The organism is Actinomycetota bacterium (genome assembly GCA_035540895.1).
In the GTDB taxonomy this organism is placed as follows: Bacteria; Actinomycetota; JAICYB01; order JAICYB01; family JAICYB01; genus DATLFR01.
Map to the genome: position 1 here is coordinate 1 of DATLFR010000168.1, position 18392 is coordinate 18392.

General features: G+C 71.2%; 19 protein-coding genes. 1 reads left to right on the forward strand and 18 read right to left on the reverse strand.

Annotation, left to right across the window (positions count from 1 at the left end):
* From VM840_09660 to pyrR, 18 genes are all read right to left on the reverse strand, one after another.
* Positions 1-183, reverse strand: a 183-nt coding sequence (locus VM840_09660; GenBank protein HVL81844.1) for a methionyl-tRNA formyltransferase, incomplete at its 3' end; no start/stop codon positions are given.
* On the reverse strand, positions 184-711 hold the full coding sequence (def, locus tag VM840_09665) for a peptide deformylase (protein ID HVL81845.1): 528 nt from the start codon (positions 709-711) through the stop codon (positions 184-186). It lies immediately after the preceding gene.
* A 38-nt stretch (positions 712-749) separates the two neighbouring features.
* The gene (locus VM840_09670) at positions 750-2549 is read right to left on the reverse strand and encodes a hypothetical protein (protein ID HVL81846.1); all 1800 of its coding nucleotides are present in this window, start codon (positions 2547-2549) and stop codon (positions 750-752) included.
* Positions 2550-2553: 4 nt separating this feature from the next.
* A complete protein-coding gene (gene metK / locus VM840_09675) occupies positions 2554-3756 on the reverse strand; it encodes a methionine adenosyltransferase (GenBank protein ID HVL81847.1) in 1203 nt (400 codons plus the stop codon).
* 38 nt (positions 3757-3794) lie between these two features.
* Complete coding sequence (gene coaBC / locus VM840_09680) at positions 3795-4991, reverse strand: bifunctional phosphopantothenoylcysteine decarboxylase/phosphopantothenate--cysteine ligase CoaBC (GenBank protein HVL81848.1); 1197 nt, start codon at positions 4989-4991, stop codon at positions 3795-3797.
* Positions 4992-5034: 43 nt separating this feature from the next.
* Positions 5035-5292 carry a DNA-directed RNA polymerase subunit omega gene (gene rpoZ, locus VM840_09685; protein ID HVL81849.1) on the reverse strand — a complete coding sequence of 86 codons (258 nt, stop codon included), beginning with the start codon at positions 5290-5292 and terminating at the stop codon, positions 5035-5037.
* A 40-nt stretch (positions 5293-5332) separates the two neighbouring features.
* The gene (gene gmk, locus VM840_09690) at positions 5333-5863 is read right to left on the reverse strand and encodes a guanylate kinase (GenBank protein HVL81850.1); all 531 of its coding nucleotides are present in this window, start codon (positions 5861-5863) and stop codon (positions 5333-5335) included.
* Between the two features lie 20 nt (positions 5864-5883).
* Entirely contained in the window at positions 5884-6198 is a 315-nt protein-coding gene (gene mihF, locus VM840_09695) for an integration host factor, actinobacterial type (protein HVL81851.1), read from the reverse strand.
* A gap of 105 nt (positions 6199-6303) precedes the next feature.
* Positions 6304-6879 (reverse strand): orotate phosphoribosyltransferase, encoded by a 576-nt coding sequence (pyrE, locus tag VM840_09700; GenBank protein HVL81852.1) that lies wholly within the window; start codon positions 6877-6879, stop codon positions 6304-6306.
* Complete coding sequence (gene pyrF / locus VM840_09705) at positions 6876-7661, reverse strand: orotidine-5'-phosphate decarboxylase (GenBank protein ID HVL81853.1); 786 nt, start codon at positions 7659-7661, stop codon at positions 6876-6878. The genes pyrE and pyrF overlap by 4 nt, the downstream gene beginning before the upstream one ends.
* Entirely contained in the window at positions 7658-8617 is a 960-nt protein-coding gene (locus VM840_09710; protein ID HVL81854.1) for a dihydroorotate dehydrogenase, read from the reverse strand. Before VM840_09710 ends, pyrF begins: the two co-directional genes overlap by 4 nt.
* The gene (locus VM840_09715; protein ID HVL81855.1) at positions 8614-9462 is read right to left on the reverse strand and encodes a dihydroorotate dehydrogenase electron transfer subunit; all 849 of its coding nucleotides are present in this window, start codon (positions 9460-9462) and stop codon (positions 8614-8616) included. The genes VM840_09710 and VM840_09715 overlap by 4 nt, the downstream gene beginning before the upstream one ends.
* The gene (carB, locus tag VM840_09720; GenBank protein HVL81856.1) at positions 9462-12728 is read right to left on the reverse strand and encodes a carbamoyl-phosphate synthase large subunit; all 3267 of its coding nucleotides are present in this window, start codon (positions 12726-12728) and stop codon (positions 9462-9464) included. The genes VM840_09715 and carB overlap by 1 nt, the downstream gene beginning before the upstream one ends.
* The gene (locus VM840_09725) at positions 12729-13163 is read right to left on the reverse strand and encodes a hypothetical protein (protein ID HVL81857.1); all 435 of its coding nucleotides are present in this window, start codon (positions 13161-13163) and stop codon (positions 12729-12731) included. It abuts the gene before it with no gap.
* A gap of 13 nt (positions 13164-13176) precedes the next feature.
* Positions 13177-14400, reverse strand: coding sequence for a glutamine-hydrolyzing carbamoyl-phosphate synthase small subunit (gene carA / locus VM840_09730; protein HVL81858.1), 1224 nt, complete (start codon positions 14398-14400; stop codon positions 13177-13179).
* Positions 14397-15683 carry a dihydroorotase gene (locus VM840_09735; GenBank protein HVL81859.1) on the reverse strand — a complete coding sequence of 429 codons (1287 nt, stop codon included), beginning with the start codon at positions 15681-15683 and terminating at the stop codon, positions 14397-14399. The genes carA and VM840_09735 overlap by 4 nt, the downstream gene beginning before the upstream one ends.
* A gap of 5 nt (positions 15684-15688) precedes the next feature.
* Positions 15689-16633: an aspartate carbamoyltransferase catalytic subunit gene (locus VM840_09740; protein ID HVL81860.1), complete on the reverse strand. Its 945-nt coding sequence runs from the start codon at positions 16631-16633 to the stop codon at positions 15689-15691.
* The gene (gene pyrR, locus VM840_09745) at positions 16620-17132 is read right to left on the reverse strand and encodes a bifunctional pyr operon transcriptional regulator/uracil phosphoribosyltransferase PyrR (GenBank protein ID HVL81861.1); all 513 of its coding nucleotides are present in this window, start codon (positions 17130-17132) and stop codon (positions 16620-16622) included. The genes VM840_09740 and pyrR overlap by 14 nt, the downstream gene beginning before the upstream one ends.
* A gap of 236 nt (positions 17133-17368) precedes the next feature.
* Between pyrR and VM840_09750 the strand changes: the two genes are divergently transcribed.
* Positions 17369-18392, forward strand: a 1024-nt coding sequence (locus tag VM840_09750) for a prolipoprotein diacylglyceryl transferase family protein (protein HVL81862.1), incomplete at its 3' end; no start/stop codon positions are given.

An 18392-nucleotide genomic window follows, 5' to 3' on the forward strand; every position in this document is an offset into this window, starting at 1 on the left:
GGGCTCCACCACGCGGAGTCCCAGCTCGAGCGCGGCTTCCTTCACCGGGGAGGGCAGCGTCTCCCGGCCCCTCCCCCGAGGCCGGTCAGGCTGGGTGTACACGGCTGGCACCTCGAACGCCTCGGCGACGGCGCGGAGCGACGGGACCGAGGCGTGGGGGGTCCCCATGTAGACGACCCGCATCTACATGCGGGGAGCCGCGCCCGGGACGGTTCCCCCGCCCCCGAGGGCCCGTTCCCGCAGGATGCGCATCGCCTCCCGGCGCACCTCGCGGTCGAGGCGGTCGATGAAGAGCACCCCGTCGAGGTGGTCGACCTCGTGCTGGATCACACGCGCCTCGAGCTCCGACACCTCCGCGTCCAGTGGACGCCCATCCGCGTCGAGTCCCCTCACGCGGATCGTCAGGGCGCGCTCGACCGGGAAGGCGATGCCGGGGATCGAGAGGCAACCCTCCTCGTCGGTCTGGGACCCCTCACGCTCGTATATCTCCGGGTCGACGAGTGCGTGCAGACCGTCCCCTATGTCGTAGACCAGCACCCGCCGCTGGACCCCCACCTGCGGCGCAGCGAGGCCGATGCCGTACCCCACGTCCTCCATGGTCTCCGCCATGTCCGCGATCAGCTTCCGGACGTCGTCGTCGACCGAGCCCACACGCTGGGTCGGCTCGCGCAGGACCGGATCGGGGAAGTAGCGCATAGGGAGGACGGCCATGACGCGTCAAGGGTACCGGCCGCGCGCGCGGGCCGCGGCTACAGGACGTCGACCGGGTCGACGTCCACCCGGGCGGTCGCGTGTGAGGCGACGAACTCCCGCAGCGGCTCGATGAGCGGATCGAGCTCGGGGGCGCGCACGAGCGAGGACATGCGGCCGCCCGGGCGCGGGATCGATCCGACGAGGAGACCTCCCCCGGACGAGGCGGCGGCGGCCAGCGCGTCCACGTGTGCCGCCTCGACGTCGGCCGCGACCACGACCCCGTACGGCGGGTAGGCGGCCTGCTCCCTCAGGGGCAGCTCGCGTTCGGCGAAGTGCCGGTACGAGCGACGCGTGAACGCCTGCACGGCGTGGTGCTCGGCCTCCCGGGTCTGTACGAGCATCCGTCCGCCCGGCCCGACCAGACCAGCGAGCCCCTCTAGTGCGCCTAGCGTGCGTTCGGCCGCCCGGAAGTCCGGCCGCCCCAGGAGCTGATCCAGGTCGGCGGCGACGACAGCGCCGAGATCGGCCGAGCGGACCGCGCCCACCGCGGCGAACGTCCCTACGACGACGGCCGGCCGCGGCCGCTTCTTCGGCAGCGCGGTGTCCGCGTCCACCTTCAGCACCGGGGCGCCGAGGTCGTGGGAGCCGAGGGAGTCGGCGAGCCGGTCGCTCCCCCACCCGGCCGCGTCGAGGCGCTCACCCTGACAGGAGGCGCATCGGTCGGGTATCCGCTGATCGCGCCCGCACCCCCGGCACCGCAGCCGGTCGGACATCACCACCAGACCGACCCGGCAGTCCGGACACCTCGGGTACCAGCCGCAGTCGCGGCATCGGACCCGCAGCGCGGACCCCCGACGCGTGATCACGACCAGGGCGTCGCGGCCCGATGCGATCGCCGAACGGACCGTGTCCAGCAATCGCGGGGTGACCGGATCGGACCGCAGCCCAACCACCTCTGGACGGACCGTCCGGTACGCCGACCGGGCCACCTGGAGATGGCGGACCCCCGGGTCCGCCCAGAGCTCGAGGGGGGGAGCCGGGGAAGAGGCCACGAACGCCGCACCCGCCTGGTCCGCCCGCATCCGGGCGGCGCGCAGGGCGTGGAGACGCGGGGTCCGCTCCTCCTTCAACGTGCGCTCGTGGGCTCCGCACACCCAGACGAGGGCGAGGTCGGGGACGGGGGCGAGGATCCCCGCTCGGCTCACGCACACGACCCGAGCGGCCCCCTCCCGGGCGGCCGCCCAGGCGGCCGCGCGCTGGCCGGGCCTGCTGTCGCCGTGCAGGGCGACGCCCCCGAGCGCGCGGGCCATCTCCTCGACCCGGGCTGGATGCGGCGCAACGACGAGCACACCTCCCCGGACCCGCGTCGCGGCGTACGAGACCGCCTCCTCCTCGGCCGCTGGAGAGGGTGCGACGAGCAGCGCTTCGTGCCGGGGCTCTTCCCACGGGCCGCGCTCCTCCTCGAGCCACGGTGGGCGGTCCGACGCGACCGGGGCGCCGCGGACGGGAGGGTCGCTGTCCTTCGGCGCCGAGTACCTACCCGGCACCCCGTGGTGCAGTACCTGTCCTACCGTCGCGAGGTAGCGCCGGGCGATCGTCCGCGCCACGGCGATCTCGTCCGAGGTGTACAGGGGCTGCTCGGAGACGAGCGCCGAGAGGGGTTTGGTGGTCGCGACCTCGGGGGCGTCGACGAGCTCGGTGACGAACGCCCGGACCCGTCGGCCGTGCAACGGCACCCGGACGACGCTGCCCACGGCGACGCGGCCGATGAACCTCGCGGGGATCTCGTAGTCGAAGGGGCGGTCGAGCGCCCAGACCGGGGAGTCGACGGCTACGCGGCAGAACCGCGCCGTCACCCGGCTACAGCGACTCCACGGCGCGCTTGAACTCGTCGAGCCGCCGTGTCCGCTCCCACGTGAAGTCCTTCTCCGTGCGGCCGAAGTGTCCGTACGCGGCCGTGTTGCGGTAGATCGGCCGACGGAGGTCGAGGTCGCGGATGATCGCCGCGGGGCGGAGGTCGAAGAAGTCGCGGACGAGGTTGGTGAGCGCCTCCGGGTCGACCTGCGACGTGGCGAACGTGTCGACCGTGAGGGACAGCGGGTGCGCCGTCCCGATCGCGTACGCGAGCTCCACCTCGCACCGGGAGGCCGCCCCGGACGCCACGACGTGCTTGGCGACGTCGCGCGCCGCGTAGGCGCCCGTGCGGTCGACCTTCGTCGGGTCCTTGCCGGAGAAGCACCCACCGCCGTGCCGTCCCATCCCGCCGTACGTGTCGACGATCACCTTCCGGCCGGTGAGTCCGGTGTCGGCCTGCGGACCCCCGATCACGAAGCGCCCGGTCGGGTTCACGAAGACGCGCACGTCGTCGTTCCACAGCTCGTCCGGCACGGTCGGCTTGATGACGTGCTCGATGAGGTCCGGGGTGAGCAGGGAGTCGATATCGACATCGGGGGCGTGCTGGGCCGAGATCAGGACGGTGTCCAGGGAGACGGGCCGCCACCCCTCGTAGGCGATCGTGACCTGCGTCTTCCCGTCGGGGCGCAGGTAGGGCAGGACACCGGCCTTGCGAACGTCGGCCAGCCTCTGGGCCAGCCGGTGCGCCAGCCAGATCGGCGTGGGCATCAGCTCGGTGTCGAGGCCCTCGTCGCAGGCGTACCCGAACATCATCCCCTGGTCTCCCGCGCCGAGCTCGTCCAGCTCGTCGTCGGACCCCTCCTTGCGCGTCTCCAAGGCCTCGCTCACGCCCTGCTCGATGTCGCGCGACTGCTCCTGGATCGCGACGGTCACACCGGACGTCTCTCCGTCGAAGCCGTACTTCGCGCGCGTGTACCCGACCTCGCTGATCGTCCGGCGCACGATCTTCGGGATGTCGACGTAGGTCGAGGTGGAGATCTCGCCGGCGATCACGCAGAACCCGGTCGTCACGAGCGTCTCGCAGGCCACCCGCCCGAATGGGTCGCTCTCCAGGATCGCGTCCAGGATGGCGTCGGAGATCTGGTCGGCGAGCTTGTCCGGGTGGCCCTCCGTGACGGATTCGGACGTGAACACCCAGCGATGAGACATGGCGCGGCCTCCGATCAGTGGTTGGGGGACCCCTCAGTCTAACCCTCGGCGGGGTCGCCGAGTTGGAGCAGGACCCGGTCCCAGATGCGCGTCGCCAGCTGCTCCTTGCGCATGCGGGGAAGGGGCTCGGCTCCCGCCTCGGTGACGAGGGCCGCGTCGTTCGTCTCGCTGTCGAAGCCCGTTCCGGGCCGTCCGACGAGGTTGGCGATGATCAGGTCGGCTCGCTTGCGGGACAGCTTCTCGCGGGCCCGCGCGACGGGGTCGTCGGTCTCGGCCGCGAACAGGACGAGCAGCTGGGCGCCCTTCTTGCGTCCGAGCTCGGAGGCGATATCCGGCGTCGGCTCGAGCTCGAGCCGGTCGGACAGCCCATCCTTGGGCAGCTTGTGGTCCGATGTGGCGACCGGACGCTGGTCGGCGACCGCGGCCGCCTTGACCACGACGTCGACCTCGTCGAACCGGGACAGGCACTCGTCCAACATCTGCTGCGCCGTCGTGACGCGCACGACATCCGTTCCGGGGGGCGGGGCGAGGGCGGACGGGCCCGTCACCAGGGTCACGTGCGCTCCGCGGCGTACGGCGTCCGCGGCCAGGGCGTACCCCATCCGGCCGCTCGAGTGGTTCGAGATGTACCGGACGGGGTCGAGCGGCTCCCGGGTCGGACCGGCCGTCACGAGGACGCGGAGCCCGTCCATATCGCGTGGACCGCAGGCGGCCACGACGGCTGCGACCACGGCCTCCGGGTCCGCCAGGCGGCCGACGCCGTGGTCCCCCGAAGCGAGGTCGCCCGTGTCCGGACCCACGAGGGTCACGCCGTCTGCCACGAGGCGGTCCACGTTGCGCCGGACCGCAGGGTGCTCCCACATCTCCGTGTGCATCGCGGGCGCCAGGACGACGGGAGCCCGGCACATGAGGTAGGTGGCCGAGACCGGTTCGTCGGCGGCGCCGGAGGCGAGGCGTTCCAGGGTGGTGGCCGTGGCGCCGCCCACCACGAGAACCTCCGCCCACCGCCCGAGCTCAACGTGCGCGACCCGTTCCGCCTCGGTGAACAGGTCGGTGAGCACGGGGGAGCCGCTGACGGCGGCGAAGGTCGCCGGAGCGACGAACCGGGTGGCGCCGGGGGTCATCGCGACCCGGACCTCGGCTCCCAGCTTCGAGAGGCGACGGACGACCTCGACCAGCTTGTAGCAGGCGATGGACCCACAGACCCCGACCGTGACCCGGCGTCCGCTAAGCATGGCGGCCTCTCGGTAGGACGACCCTCCCGACCGGCGCGGGGGGTTACTTGATGGTCTCTTCGGCCTCCGGTGGCCGCTCCCAGCCGACCCGGTCGGTCACGATCTCCTGGAACGAGACCGAGAGCGGCTTCATGCCGTGCACCGACGTGTCCAGGAGCGGCGGCAGCGGCTTCTCCACGGCACCCGCGCCCAGCGTCGCGTAGTAGTCGGTGATCTGACGAGCGCGCCTGGCCGAGAGGACGACCATCGTGTACTGGTTGTCCACCCGGTCGAGCAGATGCTCGATCTTCGGTTCGATCATGGGGTTGCTCCTCGGTCGGAGATCGGCGCGCGCGCGCCGGCTACGCGTCCAGTATAGCTTCGAGCCGGTCGACCGCGGCCGACACCTCGTCGTTCAGCACGGTGTGGTCGAAACGGTCGCGGTAGCCGAGCTCGGTCCGGGCGGCTTCCAGTCGCGCGGCGATCTGCTCGGGGGTGTCCGTGGCTCGGCCTCTAAGCCTCCGTTCGAGGTCGGACACGGTGGGCGGCTCCACGAAGACGGTGAGCGCATGTGGGAAGAGCTCCTTTATCGACATGGCGCCCCGGACGTCTATCTCCAGGATCACGTCCCGGCCGTCGCCGGCCGCGCGCTCGATCTCGGACCAGGGGGTTCCGTACCGTGCTCCGCGGTACTCCTCCCACTCGACGAACGCGTCCTCGTCGATAGCGGTCCGGAACCGCTCCTCGGTCACGAAGCGGTAGTGGACGCCGTCCTGCTCGCCGGGCCGCATCGCACGCGTCGTCCACGACACGGACATCCCGAGCTCCGGACGACGGCGACGCAGCTCGGCGATGACGGTGCCCTTCCCGACCCCGGAGGGGCCGGACACCACGATCAGGCGACCGTGGCCGGCTACTTCCCGAACCGCTCCCTGAGCGCGGTGCGCTGCTTCTCGCCCAGGCCGCGCAGACGGCGCGTCGTCGAGATCCCGAGCTCCTCCATGACCTTCTGCGCGCGCACCTTCCCCACCCCGGGAAGAGCCTCGAGCATCGCCGAGACCTTCATCTTCCCGACGATCTCGTCGTTGTCCGAGTCCCGGAGCACCTCGGTGAGCCCCATCGAGCCGTTCTTGAGCTTCGCCTTGATCTCCGCGCGACGGCGGCGTGCTTCCGCGGCCTTCTCCAGAGCGGCCTTGCGTTGCTCTTCGGACAGAGGTGGAAGCGGCATGAGCGATCCTCCTTGTAGGCCCGACGCCCCCCGTGGAACCGCGTGCAGTATAGCGTTCGCCCCTTTGGGTGCCAACGGCGCGATCGGCCGCTACATCGCCCATCCCTACCTCACGAGATGACGGCTGCCGGGCGAGGTCGGCTCGTCTCCGGACGCGCAGAGCGGACATGTCTCGGGGGCCCAGGAGTGAGCATCGACCCTGGCGAGCCACTCGAAGGGGACCCCGAACGAGGCGTCGGACGAACGGTCCACTATCGCGCCGACCGCGACCACCTCGGCGCCCGCCTCCTTGGCGAGATCGATGGCCTCGCGGGGGGACCGTCCCGTCGTCACCACGTCCTCGACCACGACGACTCGGTCGCCCGGATCGAGGGCGAAGCCGCGCCTCAGGGCGAGGGCGCCGTCGACGCGTTCGGCGAACAAGGCGCGGACGCCCAGGAAGCGGGCCGTCTCGTGCGCGATGATCACCCCGCCCATCGCGGGCCCGAGGACGACGGACGGCTCGTGCTCGGCCAACCGGGTCCCGAGCTCGTGTCCGAGCCGCTCGGAGATGCCCGGGTGCTGCAGCACGAGCGCGCATTGCAGGTAGGTGTCTGAATGCAGTCCGGACGAGAGCTTGAAGTGACCGGTCCGGATCGCGTCGGATCTCTCGAACGCGCTCAGTACCTCGGCTTGGTTCACGGGTCCTCCATGAGGTCGGCCTCCTCGGCCTCGGCTATCGGCACGGACACGACCTCGTGCGCGCGTCTCCCTTCCCGGCTCGCCTCTGCCTCCCGCACCTCTTCGATGAGTGCGCGCGCGGCGGCCACCCGGTCGGCGGCCTTCAGGATCGGGCGTCCGACCACGATCAGGTCGGCCCCGCCGATCACCGCCTCGGCCGGCGTCAGCGCCCGGCGGTGATCGTCCATCCCCGTCCCGGCCGGCCGGACGCCCGGCGTGCAGAGCAGCAGGTGCGGCAGGGCGCTGCGCACGACGTCGAGCTCCCGCGGGGACAGCACCAGCCCGCCGGCTCCCTCCTCCGCGGCCATCCGGCCGATCCGCATCGCGTGCTGGCGGACGCCGCCGACCACTCCCACCTCGGCCAGGAACGCGTCATCGAAGCTCGTGAGCGCGCTCACCACGAGCAGCTGCGGGCCCCCCTGCTCCCGGGACGCCTCGACCGCCGCCCGGACCATCTCCCTGCCCCCGAACCCGTGGATCGTGATGAAGGACGCACCGCGCTTGCCCGCCTCGCGCACGGCGGCCGCCGCGGTGTTGGGTATGTCGTTCACCTTCAGGTCCAGGAAGACCTGGGCTCCCGACTCGAGCACGACATCGACCGTCCTCGGACCCTCGGCGCAGAAGAGCTCCAGGCCGACCTTGAAGACGGGCACGATCGGCGACAGCTCCCGGACGACCGCCCGCGCCTCGTCGAGCGTGGGGACGTCGAGGGCTACGCAGACGCCGGGCTCGAGGACGCTCATGGCAGCCTGAGCATCGTCCTGAGCGCGTTCACGTCTCGGATCTGCTTGCGCTGCAGGTACGAACGCAGCTCGCCGATGATGCGGCGCATCGCGGCCGGCTCCACGAAGTTCGCGGTGCCGATGGCGACGGCGCTGGCGCCCGCGAGCATGAACTCGGCGACGTCGGCGCCGGTCCGGATGCCCCCCTGTCCGATCAGTGGTACGTCCGGGAACGCCTGGGAGACCTGGAAGACGCAGCGGATGGCGATCGGTTTGACGGCGGGTCCGGAGAGGCCTCCCGTGAGGGTGGACAGCTTCGGTTTGAACTCCTCCACGTCGATGGCCATGCCCAGCGTCGTGTTCATGACCGAGAGCCCGTAGGTGCCGGCGTCGATGGCGGCTCGGGCGATCGCGACGATGTCGGTGACGTCCGGGGAGAGCTTCGTGAACACCGGCTGCGTCGCCACTCGCTTCACCCCGCGGATCACCGCGGCGGTGGTCTCCTCGCGCGACGAGAACATCCTGGACCGGTCCTCGAGGTTCGGACACGAGATGTTGACCTCGATGCCCACGATCCCCGGGGCCCCCCTCAGCCGCTCGGCCACGCGTATGAACTCCTCCACCGTGTTCCCGACGATGGAGGCGAAGACGGGAACCCGGTGCTTCACGAGCCACGGGAGCTCCCGCTCGGCGAACGCCTCCACGCCCGGGTTCTGGAGTCCGATCGCGTTGAGCATCCCCGATGGGGTCTCGGCTCCCCGGGGCGGGGGGTGACCCGGCCAGGGACGGACCGAGAGGCTCTTCACGATGATCCCGCCGAGCTCGGAGAGGTCGACGTACGGCTCGAACTCCCTCCCGTAGTGGTAGCACCCGGACGCGGCCAGGCACGGGTTCGGGAGGCGGATCCCCTCCCCCAGGTCCACGGCCAGCTTCGGCTCGAGCCCAGCCGGGACGGACATCTCCGAGACCGGCCTCATCCGTGGGTCCCCGCCTTCGTGGCGCCCACCATGTCCCAGGCGACCCTCGATCCGCTGAAGACCGGACCCTCCGTGCAGCAGCGCACCCAGGCCCACCCTTGATCGGCGCCGTCGCGTGGATCGAGGCGGACCGGGACGGCGCAGACGAGGCACGCGCCGAACCCGCACGCCATGACCTCTTCCCACGCGACCTGGCTCGGGAGCCGCAGCTGGCGGGCGGCCAGCGCGACCGCGCGCAGCATGGGGGTCGGCCCGCACGCGTAGACGACGCGGCTCCCGGTCTGCGCGACGACATCGGGCAGGACGTCGGTCACGACCCCCTCGTGCCCCGCCGAGCCGTCGTCGGTCGTGAAGTGGACGGTCAGCGCCACCCGCTTCGCCTCGATGGGACGGAGGAGGTGGTCCTGCGTGCGGCCGCCGATGATGAAGTGGACGGTGTTGCCGTGGTCGCGGAGCTCCTGGGCGAGGAAGAGCAGCGGCGCCGACCCGATCCCGCCGCCGACCAGGAGACACGTGGTCGGCTCCTTCGGCAGCCGGAACGGACGCCCGAGGGGGCCGAGGACGTCCAACGGGGTGTGGGGCCGGGCCCGGGAGAGGAGCTCGGTCCCCCGGCCGCGGACGTCGAAGACGATCTCGATCGTCCCCGCCCACCCTGGACGGCGGTCCACCCGATGGATGGAGAACGGACGCCGCAGCAGCAGCGAGTTGTCCTCCGGGAGCCTGATGGCGATGAACTGTCCGGGGACGGCGTTCGAGCTGATCTCGGGGGCCACGATCGTGAGGACGTGGTAAGGGTCCCCGAGCCGCTTGTAGTCGAAGACCTCGGCCTGTCCGGACCAGACCATCAGGCGCCCTCCGCGTCGTTCGTACCGGGAGCGTCCGAGCCGGGGGCGTCCGAACCTATCAACCGGTGGTAGTCCTGGAGCGGCGCGACGGTGATTCCGCCCATCTGCGACTCGATGCCCTGGACCGCGGCCTGCGCGCCGGACATCGTCGTGATGCAAGGCACGCCGTGGACGACCGCCGCGGTCCGGATCTGGTACCCGTCCGCCCGGGGACCGCGCCCCATCGGGGTGTTGACGATCAGGTCCACCTTGCCCGAGGCGACGAGGTCGACCACGTCCGGCTTGCTCTCGCCGATCTTCGCCACCGCCTGCGCCGGGACCCCGTTGCGCCTGAGGATCTCGGCCGTCCCGGAGGTGGAGAAGATCTCGAACCCGAGCTGGGTCAAGCGCTTCGCCGGGAAGATGACCGCCCTCTTGTCCTTGTTGCGCACCGACAGGAAGATGGAGCCCGAGTTCGGCAGCTTGATCCCGGCTCCCGCCTCCGCCTTCGCGAAGGCCCGTCCGAACTCCGGGTCGATGCCCATGACCTCGCCGGTGGACCGCATCTCCGGGCCGAGCAGCGTGTCGGTGCCTGGGAAACGCGAGAACGGGAGCACGGCCTCCTTCACGGCGGTGTACGGAAGGTCCTGGATCCACGGGGTCGGGTGCAGGAGCCCGCGCTCCCGGAGCTCGGCGAGCGTCAGCCCGGTCATGACCCAGGTGGCCACCTTGGCCAGCGGGACGCCCAGGACCTTCGAGCAGAACGGCACGGTCCGCGACGCCCTGGGGTTCGCCTCGATCACGTAGACCACCCCGTCGCGCACGGCGAACTGGACGTTGATGAGACCCCGCACGCCCAGCGCGTGGGCTATCGCTTTCGTGTGGTCGACGACGGTCCGGATGTCGTCGTTGCCCAGCGTGTGCGGCGGGATCACGCACGCGGAGTCGCCGGAGTGGATCCCCGCCTCCTCGATGTGCTCGAGGATCCCCCCGACGAGCAGCTCCTGTCCGTCGTAGATCGCGTCCACGTCGATCTCGACGGCGTCCTCGAGGAACTTGTCGACGAGGATGGGAGCTCCCGGCTCCACGCGCGCGGCGGTGGCGATGTACCGGTCGAGCATCTCGTCGGTGTAGACGATCTCCATGGCCCGGCCGCCCAGGACGTACGAGGGCCGGACGAGCACCGGATACCCGATGCGACGCGAGATCTCGAGCGCCTCCGCGGAGGACGTGGCTGTCCCGTACGGCGGATGGGGGATCCCCAGCTTCTCCAGGAGCGCGCCGAAGCGGCCCCGGTCCTCGGCCGTGTCGATCGCGTCCGGCTGGGTGCCCAGGATCGGGACGCCGGCCTCCTCCAAGGCGAGGGCGAGCTTCAGGGGGGTCTGACCCCCGAGCTGCAGGACCACCCCGACCGGCTGCTCGATCTCGATGATGTGCAGGACGTCCTCGAGCGTGAGCGGCTCGAAGTACAGGCGCGTGGACGTGTCGTAGTCGGTGGAGACGGTCTCGGGGTTGCAGTTGACCATGACCGAGTCGATCCCGAGGTCGGCTAGCGCGAAGGCGGCGTGCACGCAGCAGTAGTCGAACTCGATGCCCTGTCCGATCCGGTTGGGTCCGGATCCGAGGATCACGACGGACCTGCCGGGGTTCGGACGAGCCTCGGACTCCTCCTCGTAGGTCGAGTAGTAGTACGGCGTGTACGCCTCGAACTCGGCCGCGCAGGTGTCGACCACCTTGTAGGCGGGACGGCGTGTCCGCTGCGCCCGGACGTCCGCCTCGCTCCCACCCGTCAGGTACGCGAGCTGGGCGTCGGAGAACCCGAGCGGCTTGGCCTCGTCGACGGACATGGCGCCCGACTCGATCTTGGTGCGGGCCTCGACGATCGAGAGCATCTGGTCGAGGAACCACGGGTCGATCCGGCTCGCCTCGTGCACCTGCTCGACCGATGCGCCTGCGCGGAGGGCCGCCTCGACCGCGAACAGCCGCTCGGTCCCCGGCGGCCGGCACAGGTCGAGCAGCTCGTCCACGTCCGTGGGCAGCTCCGCCTCGGCCGGGTCGGCGTTCAGCCCGGCGCGCCCGGTCTCGAGCGACCTGATGCCCTTCTGCAGGGCCTCCGGGAAGGTGCGCCCGATCGCCATCGCCTCGCCGATCGACTTCATCTTGGTCGTCAGGACGGGGTCGGTACCCGGGAACTTCTCGAACGCGAAGCGGGGGATCTTGACGACGACGTAATCGATGGTCGGCTCGAACGAGGCCGGGGTCTGCCGGGTGATGTCGTTGGGGATCTCCTCCAGCAGGTACCCCGCGGCGAGCTTCGCCGCGATCTTCGCGATCGGGAAACCCGTCGCCTTCGACGCGAGCGCGGAAGACCGGGAGACGCGGGGGTTCATCTCGATGACGATCATCCGTCCGGTGGCCGGGTCGACGGCGAACTGGATGTTGGACCCGCCCGTCTCCACGCCGATCTCGCGGATGCACCTCATCGCCGCGTCCCTCATCCGCTGGTACTCGCGGTCGGTCAGGGTCTGGGCGGGCGCGACGGTGATCGAGTCGCCGGTGTGGACCCCCATCGGGTCGAGGTTCTCGATCGAGCAGATGATGACGACGTTGTCGGCCAGGTCGCGCATCACCTCGAGCTCGTACTCCTTCCACCCGAGCAGCGACTCTTCGATCAACACCTCGTGCACGGGTGAGAACTCGAACCCCTCGGTGACGATCCGGTCGAGCTCGTCGGGATCGTTCGCGACGCCCGACCCGGCACCCCCGAGGATGAACGAGGGCCGGACCACGACCGGGTACCCGATGGCCCCGGCGATGTTGCGGGCCTCCGCGAGGGTGTACGCGTACCCGGACCGCGCGCACTCGAGGCCGATCCGCTGCATCGCCTCCTTGAACAGCTGGCGGTCCTCCGCCTTGCGGATCGCCTCGAGCTTCGCGCCTATGAGCTCCACCCCGTAGCGCTCCAGCACCCCCGACTCGGCCAGGGAGACCGCGGTGTTGAGGGCCGTCTGGCCCCCGAGGGTCGGGAGGAGCGCGTCCGGTCGTTCCTTCTCGATGATCGCCTCGACGACCTCGGGCAGGATCGGCTCGATGTAGGTGCGGTCGGCGAACTCGGGATCGGTCATGATCGTCGCCGGGTTGGAGTTCACGAGGATCACCCGGAACCCGTCCTCGCGCAGGACCTTGCAGGCCTGCGTACCCGAGTAGTCGAACTCCGCGGCCTGACCGATCACGATCGGACCGGCCCCGACGATCAGGATCGTCTCTATGTCGTCGCGGCGCGGCACCTAGGACACCAGCGCCGCGGCGGCGCCCATCCCGACGAGTATGAGGACCGCACCTGCACCGGCGAGAGCCATGTTCGTCTGGGCGAGCCCGGACCAGATCAGCAGCACCCCCGCGATGGCGAAGACCACGAAGGCGAGCAGCGCGGTCGCGGCGCCGCTGCCTCCTCCCAACCTCTGGAACGGGTACGAGGTCCGTCTGGGAGCCTCGCCCCAGGCCTCCTGGAGGCCGGGGATCTCCGACTCCTCCGGCCTGCCGTCTCGGCCCAGCTGCCGGAGCTCGCTCTCCGAGAAGACGACCAGCTGCCCGTCGTCCATCCGCAGCTCCCAGAGGGCGCCGAGGTGCGACTCCCAGGGGACGTTCAGCCGCCGCACGAGCAGCCCATCCTGCTCCAGATAGGCCTCCCGGTCCCCGGCCGCCGGGCGTTCGAGTGCCACCACGCGCGCTCTCCTACCGACCTGCATCTGTCCTCCCAGCTATCAGCTCGACGAACTCGGCGAACAGGTACCGCGAGTCGTGCGGTCCCGGCGCGGCTTCCGGATGGTACTGGACCGAGTAGGCCGGTATCTCCAGGGCCCGCACCCCCTCCAACGTCCCGTCGTTGAGGTCGAAATGGGTCAGCGCGACGTCTCCGTACCGCGACCTCCAGACCCAGTCGTCCGCCTTCGAGCGGGCGAGCACCTGCCACGCCTCCCCGCCCTCGGTCGGGTCCAACCCGGTCTTCACCGCGAAACCGTGGTTGTGGGAGGTGATCTCGACGCGACCCGTGACGAGCGACTTCACCGGGTGGTTGGCCCCGCGGTGTCCGAACTTCAGCTTGTACGTGGTCGCGCCCAGCGCGGTGCCCAGGAGCTGGTGGCCGAGACAGATGCCGAAGGTCGGCGTTCGGGAATCGAGGACGGCTCGGATGTTCTCTATCGCGTACGGGAGCGCTGACGGGTCGCCGGGTCCGTTGGACAGGAAGACCCCGTCCGGTCCCCACGCGAGCACCTCGGCCGCGGGGGTCGTCGCCGGGAAGACCCGGACCTCGAAGCCCAGACCGACGAGGCACCGCAGGATGTTCCGCTTCATCCCGTAGTCGATCGCCGCGACCTTCGCGCCCTGGACACGCGGGTCGGCACCCTCGATCGACGGATCGAAGAGACCGCTCGCCAGCAGCTCCCCGGCGTCGACGTCGTAGGGCTGCCGGGCCGTGACCTCGCGGACGAGGTCGCGGCCCACCAGCGGCGGCGCGCTGCGGACCCGCTCCACGAACTCGTCCTCCCCGATGTCCAGCGTGGTGACCCCACCCGTCATCGCTCCCTCGAGCCGCAGCCGCCGCGTGAGCGCCCTGGTGTCGACGCCCTCGATGGCCACGATGCCGTTCCGGACGAGGTAGTCGCGCAGCCCCTCCGTGGCGCGCCAGGACGAGGGCCGCTCCACGCCATCGCGGATGATGAACCCCGAGACCCAGGGGCGCGGTGCCTCCTCGTCCAGGGCGTTCACCCCGTAACTGCCCTGGTGCGGGTAGGTCATCGCGACGACCTGTCCGTGGTAGGACGGGTCGGTGAGCACCTCCTGGTAGCCCGTGAGGGACGTGTTGAACACGACCTCCCCGAACGTCTCCCCCTCCGCTCCCCAGGCGCGGCCTCGGAAGACGGTCCCGTCCGCGAGCGCGAGCAGCGCATCGCTCATCTGGTCACCTCCCCGTCGCGGACGGTCAGCCGTCCGCGGAGCATCGTGTGGACCACCCGGCCGACGAGCTTCCGACCGGCGAAGGGCGTGTTCCGACTCGCGGACGCGAGCGCGGCCGGGTCGACCGTCCAGACCGAGGTCGGGTCCAGGACGGTGAGGTTCGCGGGCGCTCCGGGCGCCGGGGTCCTCCCCTGCGCGTCGTCCCCGAGGATCCTCGCCGGCCCGGTGGACATCAGCTCGAGCACGCGTCCGAGTCCGCAGATCCCGGGCTCGACCAGCTCGGCCACCGCCACCCCGAGGGCGGTCTCGAGGCCGAGCATCCCGCAGGGGGCGTGGTCGAACTCGCGGTCCTTCCGGTGCGGGGCGTGCGGCGCGTGGTCGGTGGCTATCGCGTCGACCGTCCCGTCCGCCACCGCCTCCTTCAGGGCCTTCACGTGTTCGGATGACCGCAGCGGTGGTGCCACCTTGAAGGCGGGGTCGAATCCACGCAGGGCGTCGTCCGTGAGCGCGAGGTGGTGCGGCGTGACCTCGCACGTGACCGGGAGCCCGGCCGCCTTCGCCGCTCGCACCGCGGCGGCTCCCTGCGACGTGGACAGGTGCGCGATGTGCAGGCGGCTCCCGGTGAGCTTCAGGAGCGCCAGGTCGCGGAGGATGCAGATCTCCTCCGCCTCCGCGGGTATCCCGGGCAGGCCGAGGAGAGCCGAGACCTCACCCTCATGCATATGGCCCCCGCGCATCGAGGGGTCCTCGGCGTGCTCGATGAGGACGGCGTCGAACGTCCGGGCGTACTCCATGGCGCGCCGCATGAGGTGGGCGGTGGGGACGGGGTCGCCGTCGTCGGAGAAGAGACGTACGCGGGCGGAGCTGCGATGCATCTCCCCCATCGCGGCGAGGCGCTCGCCGGCCCGGCCGGCGGTGATCGCCCCGATCGGGTGGACGTCGACGAGTCCGACCTCGCGCCCGCGCCGGTGGATCATCTCGACGACCGCCGCCGAATCGGCCGGGGGATCGGTGTTCGGCATCGCGCATACGGCGGTGTACCCGCCCAGCGCCGCGGCGGCCGACCCGGTCGCGATGGTCTCGTCGTCGCCGGAGCCCGGCTCCCGCAGGTGGACGTGCAGGTCGACGAAGCCCGGTGCCACCACCGCGCCCGAGCAGTCGAGGACGTCTGCGCCGCTGGGGGTCGCGACCCCCTCTCGCAGCTCGGCTATCCGCTCGTCTTCGACGACGACGTCGAGCGTCCGGAAGTCCTCGCCCCCCTGCCAGACCGTCGCACCCTTCAGGACGATCACGACGCCACCTCCGCGGCCGGGCTCTGTCCGAGCAGGTGGTAGAGGAGCGACATCCGGACCGCCACCCCCGCCGACACCTGGTCGACGATGAGGGTGCGCCCGGACTCGGCGGCGTCCCACGAGATCTCGACACCGCGGTTCATGGGTCCGGGGTGCAGGATCACCGCGTGGTCGGGGAGGGCCTCCACGCGCCGGGAGTCGACGCCGTAGAGGGCGACGAACTCCCGCTCGGACGGGATCAGGGCCTCCATGTGCCGCTCCCTCTGGAGCCTGAGCAGGTACAGGACGTCGAGCGTCGGCAGGACGGCGTCGAGGTCGTGGGACACGTCACACCCGAGCGCGGAGACCCCGAGCGGGATCATCGTGGGTGGGCCCACGACCGTGACGGACGCTCCCATGCGCCGGAAGCCGAGCGTCACCGAACGGGCCACCCGGGAGTGCGCGATGTCTCCGACGATCCCGACGCGGAGCCCTTCGAGGGTGCCGAGCCGGCGGCGCACGGTGTACAGGTCCAGGGCGGCCTGGGTGGGGTGCTCGTGCGCGCCGTCCCCCGCGTTGATCACGGTCGCGTCCACGCTGCGGGCGAGCAGGTCGGGAGCCCCGGCGGACGGGTGGCGCAGCACGATCGCGTCGGCTCCCATCGCGAGCAGGGTCCGGGCCGTGTCGCGCAGGCTCTCCCCCTTCGCCACGCTGGAGGCCGCGGCCGCGACGTTGACCACATCCGCCGAGAGCCGTTTCGCGGCGATCTCGAACGAGACCCGGGTGCGCGTGGAGTTCTCGTAGAAGAGGTTGACCACGGTTCGGCCGCGCAGCGTGGGGACCTTCTTGATCGGACGGGCGCCGATCTCCTCGAACCCCTCGGCGTTGCGCAGCACGTCCTCGAGCTCGTCCCGCTCGAGGTCGGTGATGGAGAGCAGGTGGCGGCGCTCAGGCCGGCTCATGGATCTCCACCCCCTCCTGCCCATCCGTCTCCTCGAGCAGGACCCGGACGTCCTCGCGGCCGGAGGTCGGCAGGTTCCGCCCCACGAAGTCGGCCCTGATCGGCAGCTCGCGGTGGCCTCGGTCGACCAGGACGGCGAGCTGGACCGCGGTCGGCCGTCCGAGGTCGGTGAGGGCGTCGAGGGCGGCCCGGACGGTCCGGCCGGTGTACAGGACGTCGTCGACGAGCACGGCCACCCGTCCGGACGGGTCCGGCACGTCGGTGCTGCCGACCGGCAGCGGACCGCGGGTGGCGATGTCGTCCCGGTACAGGGTGATGTCCAGGGAGCCCAGGGGAGGGCGGACCCCCTCGATGCGCTCGATCGCTCCCGCCAGACGCGACGCGACCACCGCTCCCCGCGTCCTGATCCCGACGAGGACCACGCCGGCGGCCCCGCGGTTCCGCTCGCAGATCTCGTGGGCGATGCGCGTCACGGCCCGCCGGATGTCGTCGGGCTCCATGACGCGCGCCTTCAGGCGGGTCGCGCCGTCGACGGGAGGCGCGCTCAACGGCCCGTCCGGCTCATGAGGAGCGCCTCCCCCGGTTCGGGGCAGGCGCAGGCATGGTCGTTCATCGTGCGCTCCTTCCTCGCCTCTCTGGACGAGCCCTTAAAGGTTCGCTCTTCGGTCTCGATGCTATCAGCCCCCCGTGACAAGGTTCACCGGGGTTCGGTGACCGTGCTTGTAGGCTGACCGGGATGGAAGCTGTGCTGGGTTACATCTCTTACCAGCCGGTCCAGCGCTGGTGCATCGGGCTGGGCGACGCCTGCATCCCGCTCTCGCCGCACGGCCTCGGGACGATGCTGGGTTTCCTGCTCGGTGCGGTCCTCATGGCACGCCGGGCGAAGCCCCGCGGGATCCCGACCGAGGAGGTCTACAACGCGGTCACCTGGGGAGCGCTCGGGGCGATCCTCGGCGCCCGCGGGTTCTACGTCCTCGGGCACCTGGACAGCTTCACCTCGCTGCGCGACGTCCTCGCCATCTGGGAGGGCGGCCTGACCATGTTCGGCGGGTTCATCGGAGGGCTGGTGCTGGGCGTCGGGTACCTCTGGCGCCGGGACTACGACATCCCGACCGTCCTGGACGCGGCCGCCCCCGGTTTCGTCGTCGGGGTGGCCATCGGGCGCATGGGGGACATCGTCATCGCCGACCACCTCGGCGAGGCCACCACCTTCTTCCTGGGCTACCGGATACCGCCCGGGGCGGACCTCGCCCCCGGGTACGGCCCCCCTCTCTACGTGCCGGGAGCCGTCGTCCATCAGACCGCCCTCTACGACCTGATCGGGGTCGGGATCCTCGCCCTGGTCCTCGCGGCCGTGGCTCGGCGGCGTCCACCCGCCGGAGCGCTCTTCGCCACGTTCGCGCTCTGGTACGGGCTGCAGAGGCTGGTCATCGACTTCACGCGCAACCGGGAGATCATCGAGTCCTCGTTCTTCGGGCTGTCCGGGAGCCAGTGGGCCGGGCTCGGGTTCGCGATCGGCGGGCTCACGTGGCTCGTCCGGAGTCGTATCGCTCCCCGCCCGCTCGGTGAGCCGGCGATGGTATCCGAGGAACCCGGACCGGCCGTGGAGGAGCCGGCCTCCCAGGGGTCCGAACCGGTCCTCGCCTCCCACGCGTCGTCGCGCGGCGACGAAGAGCCCTTCGGCGCACAGGTCGGGTCCCCGGTGGTCCCACCCGAGGACCTCATCGAGCAGCCCGGGTCCCACGGGGACGTGCCCGAGG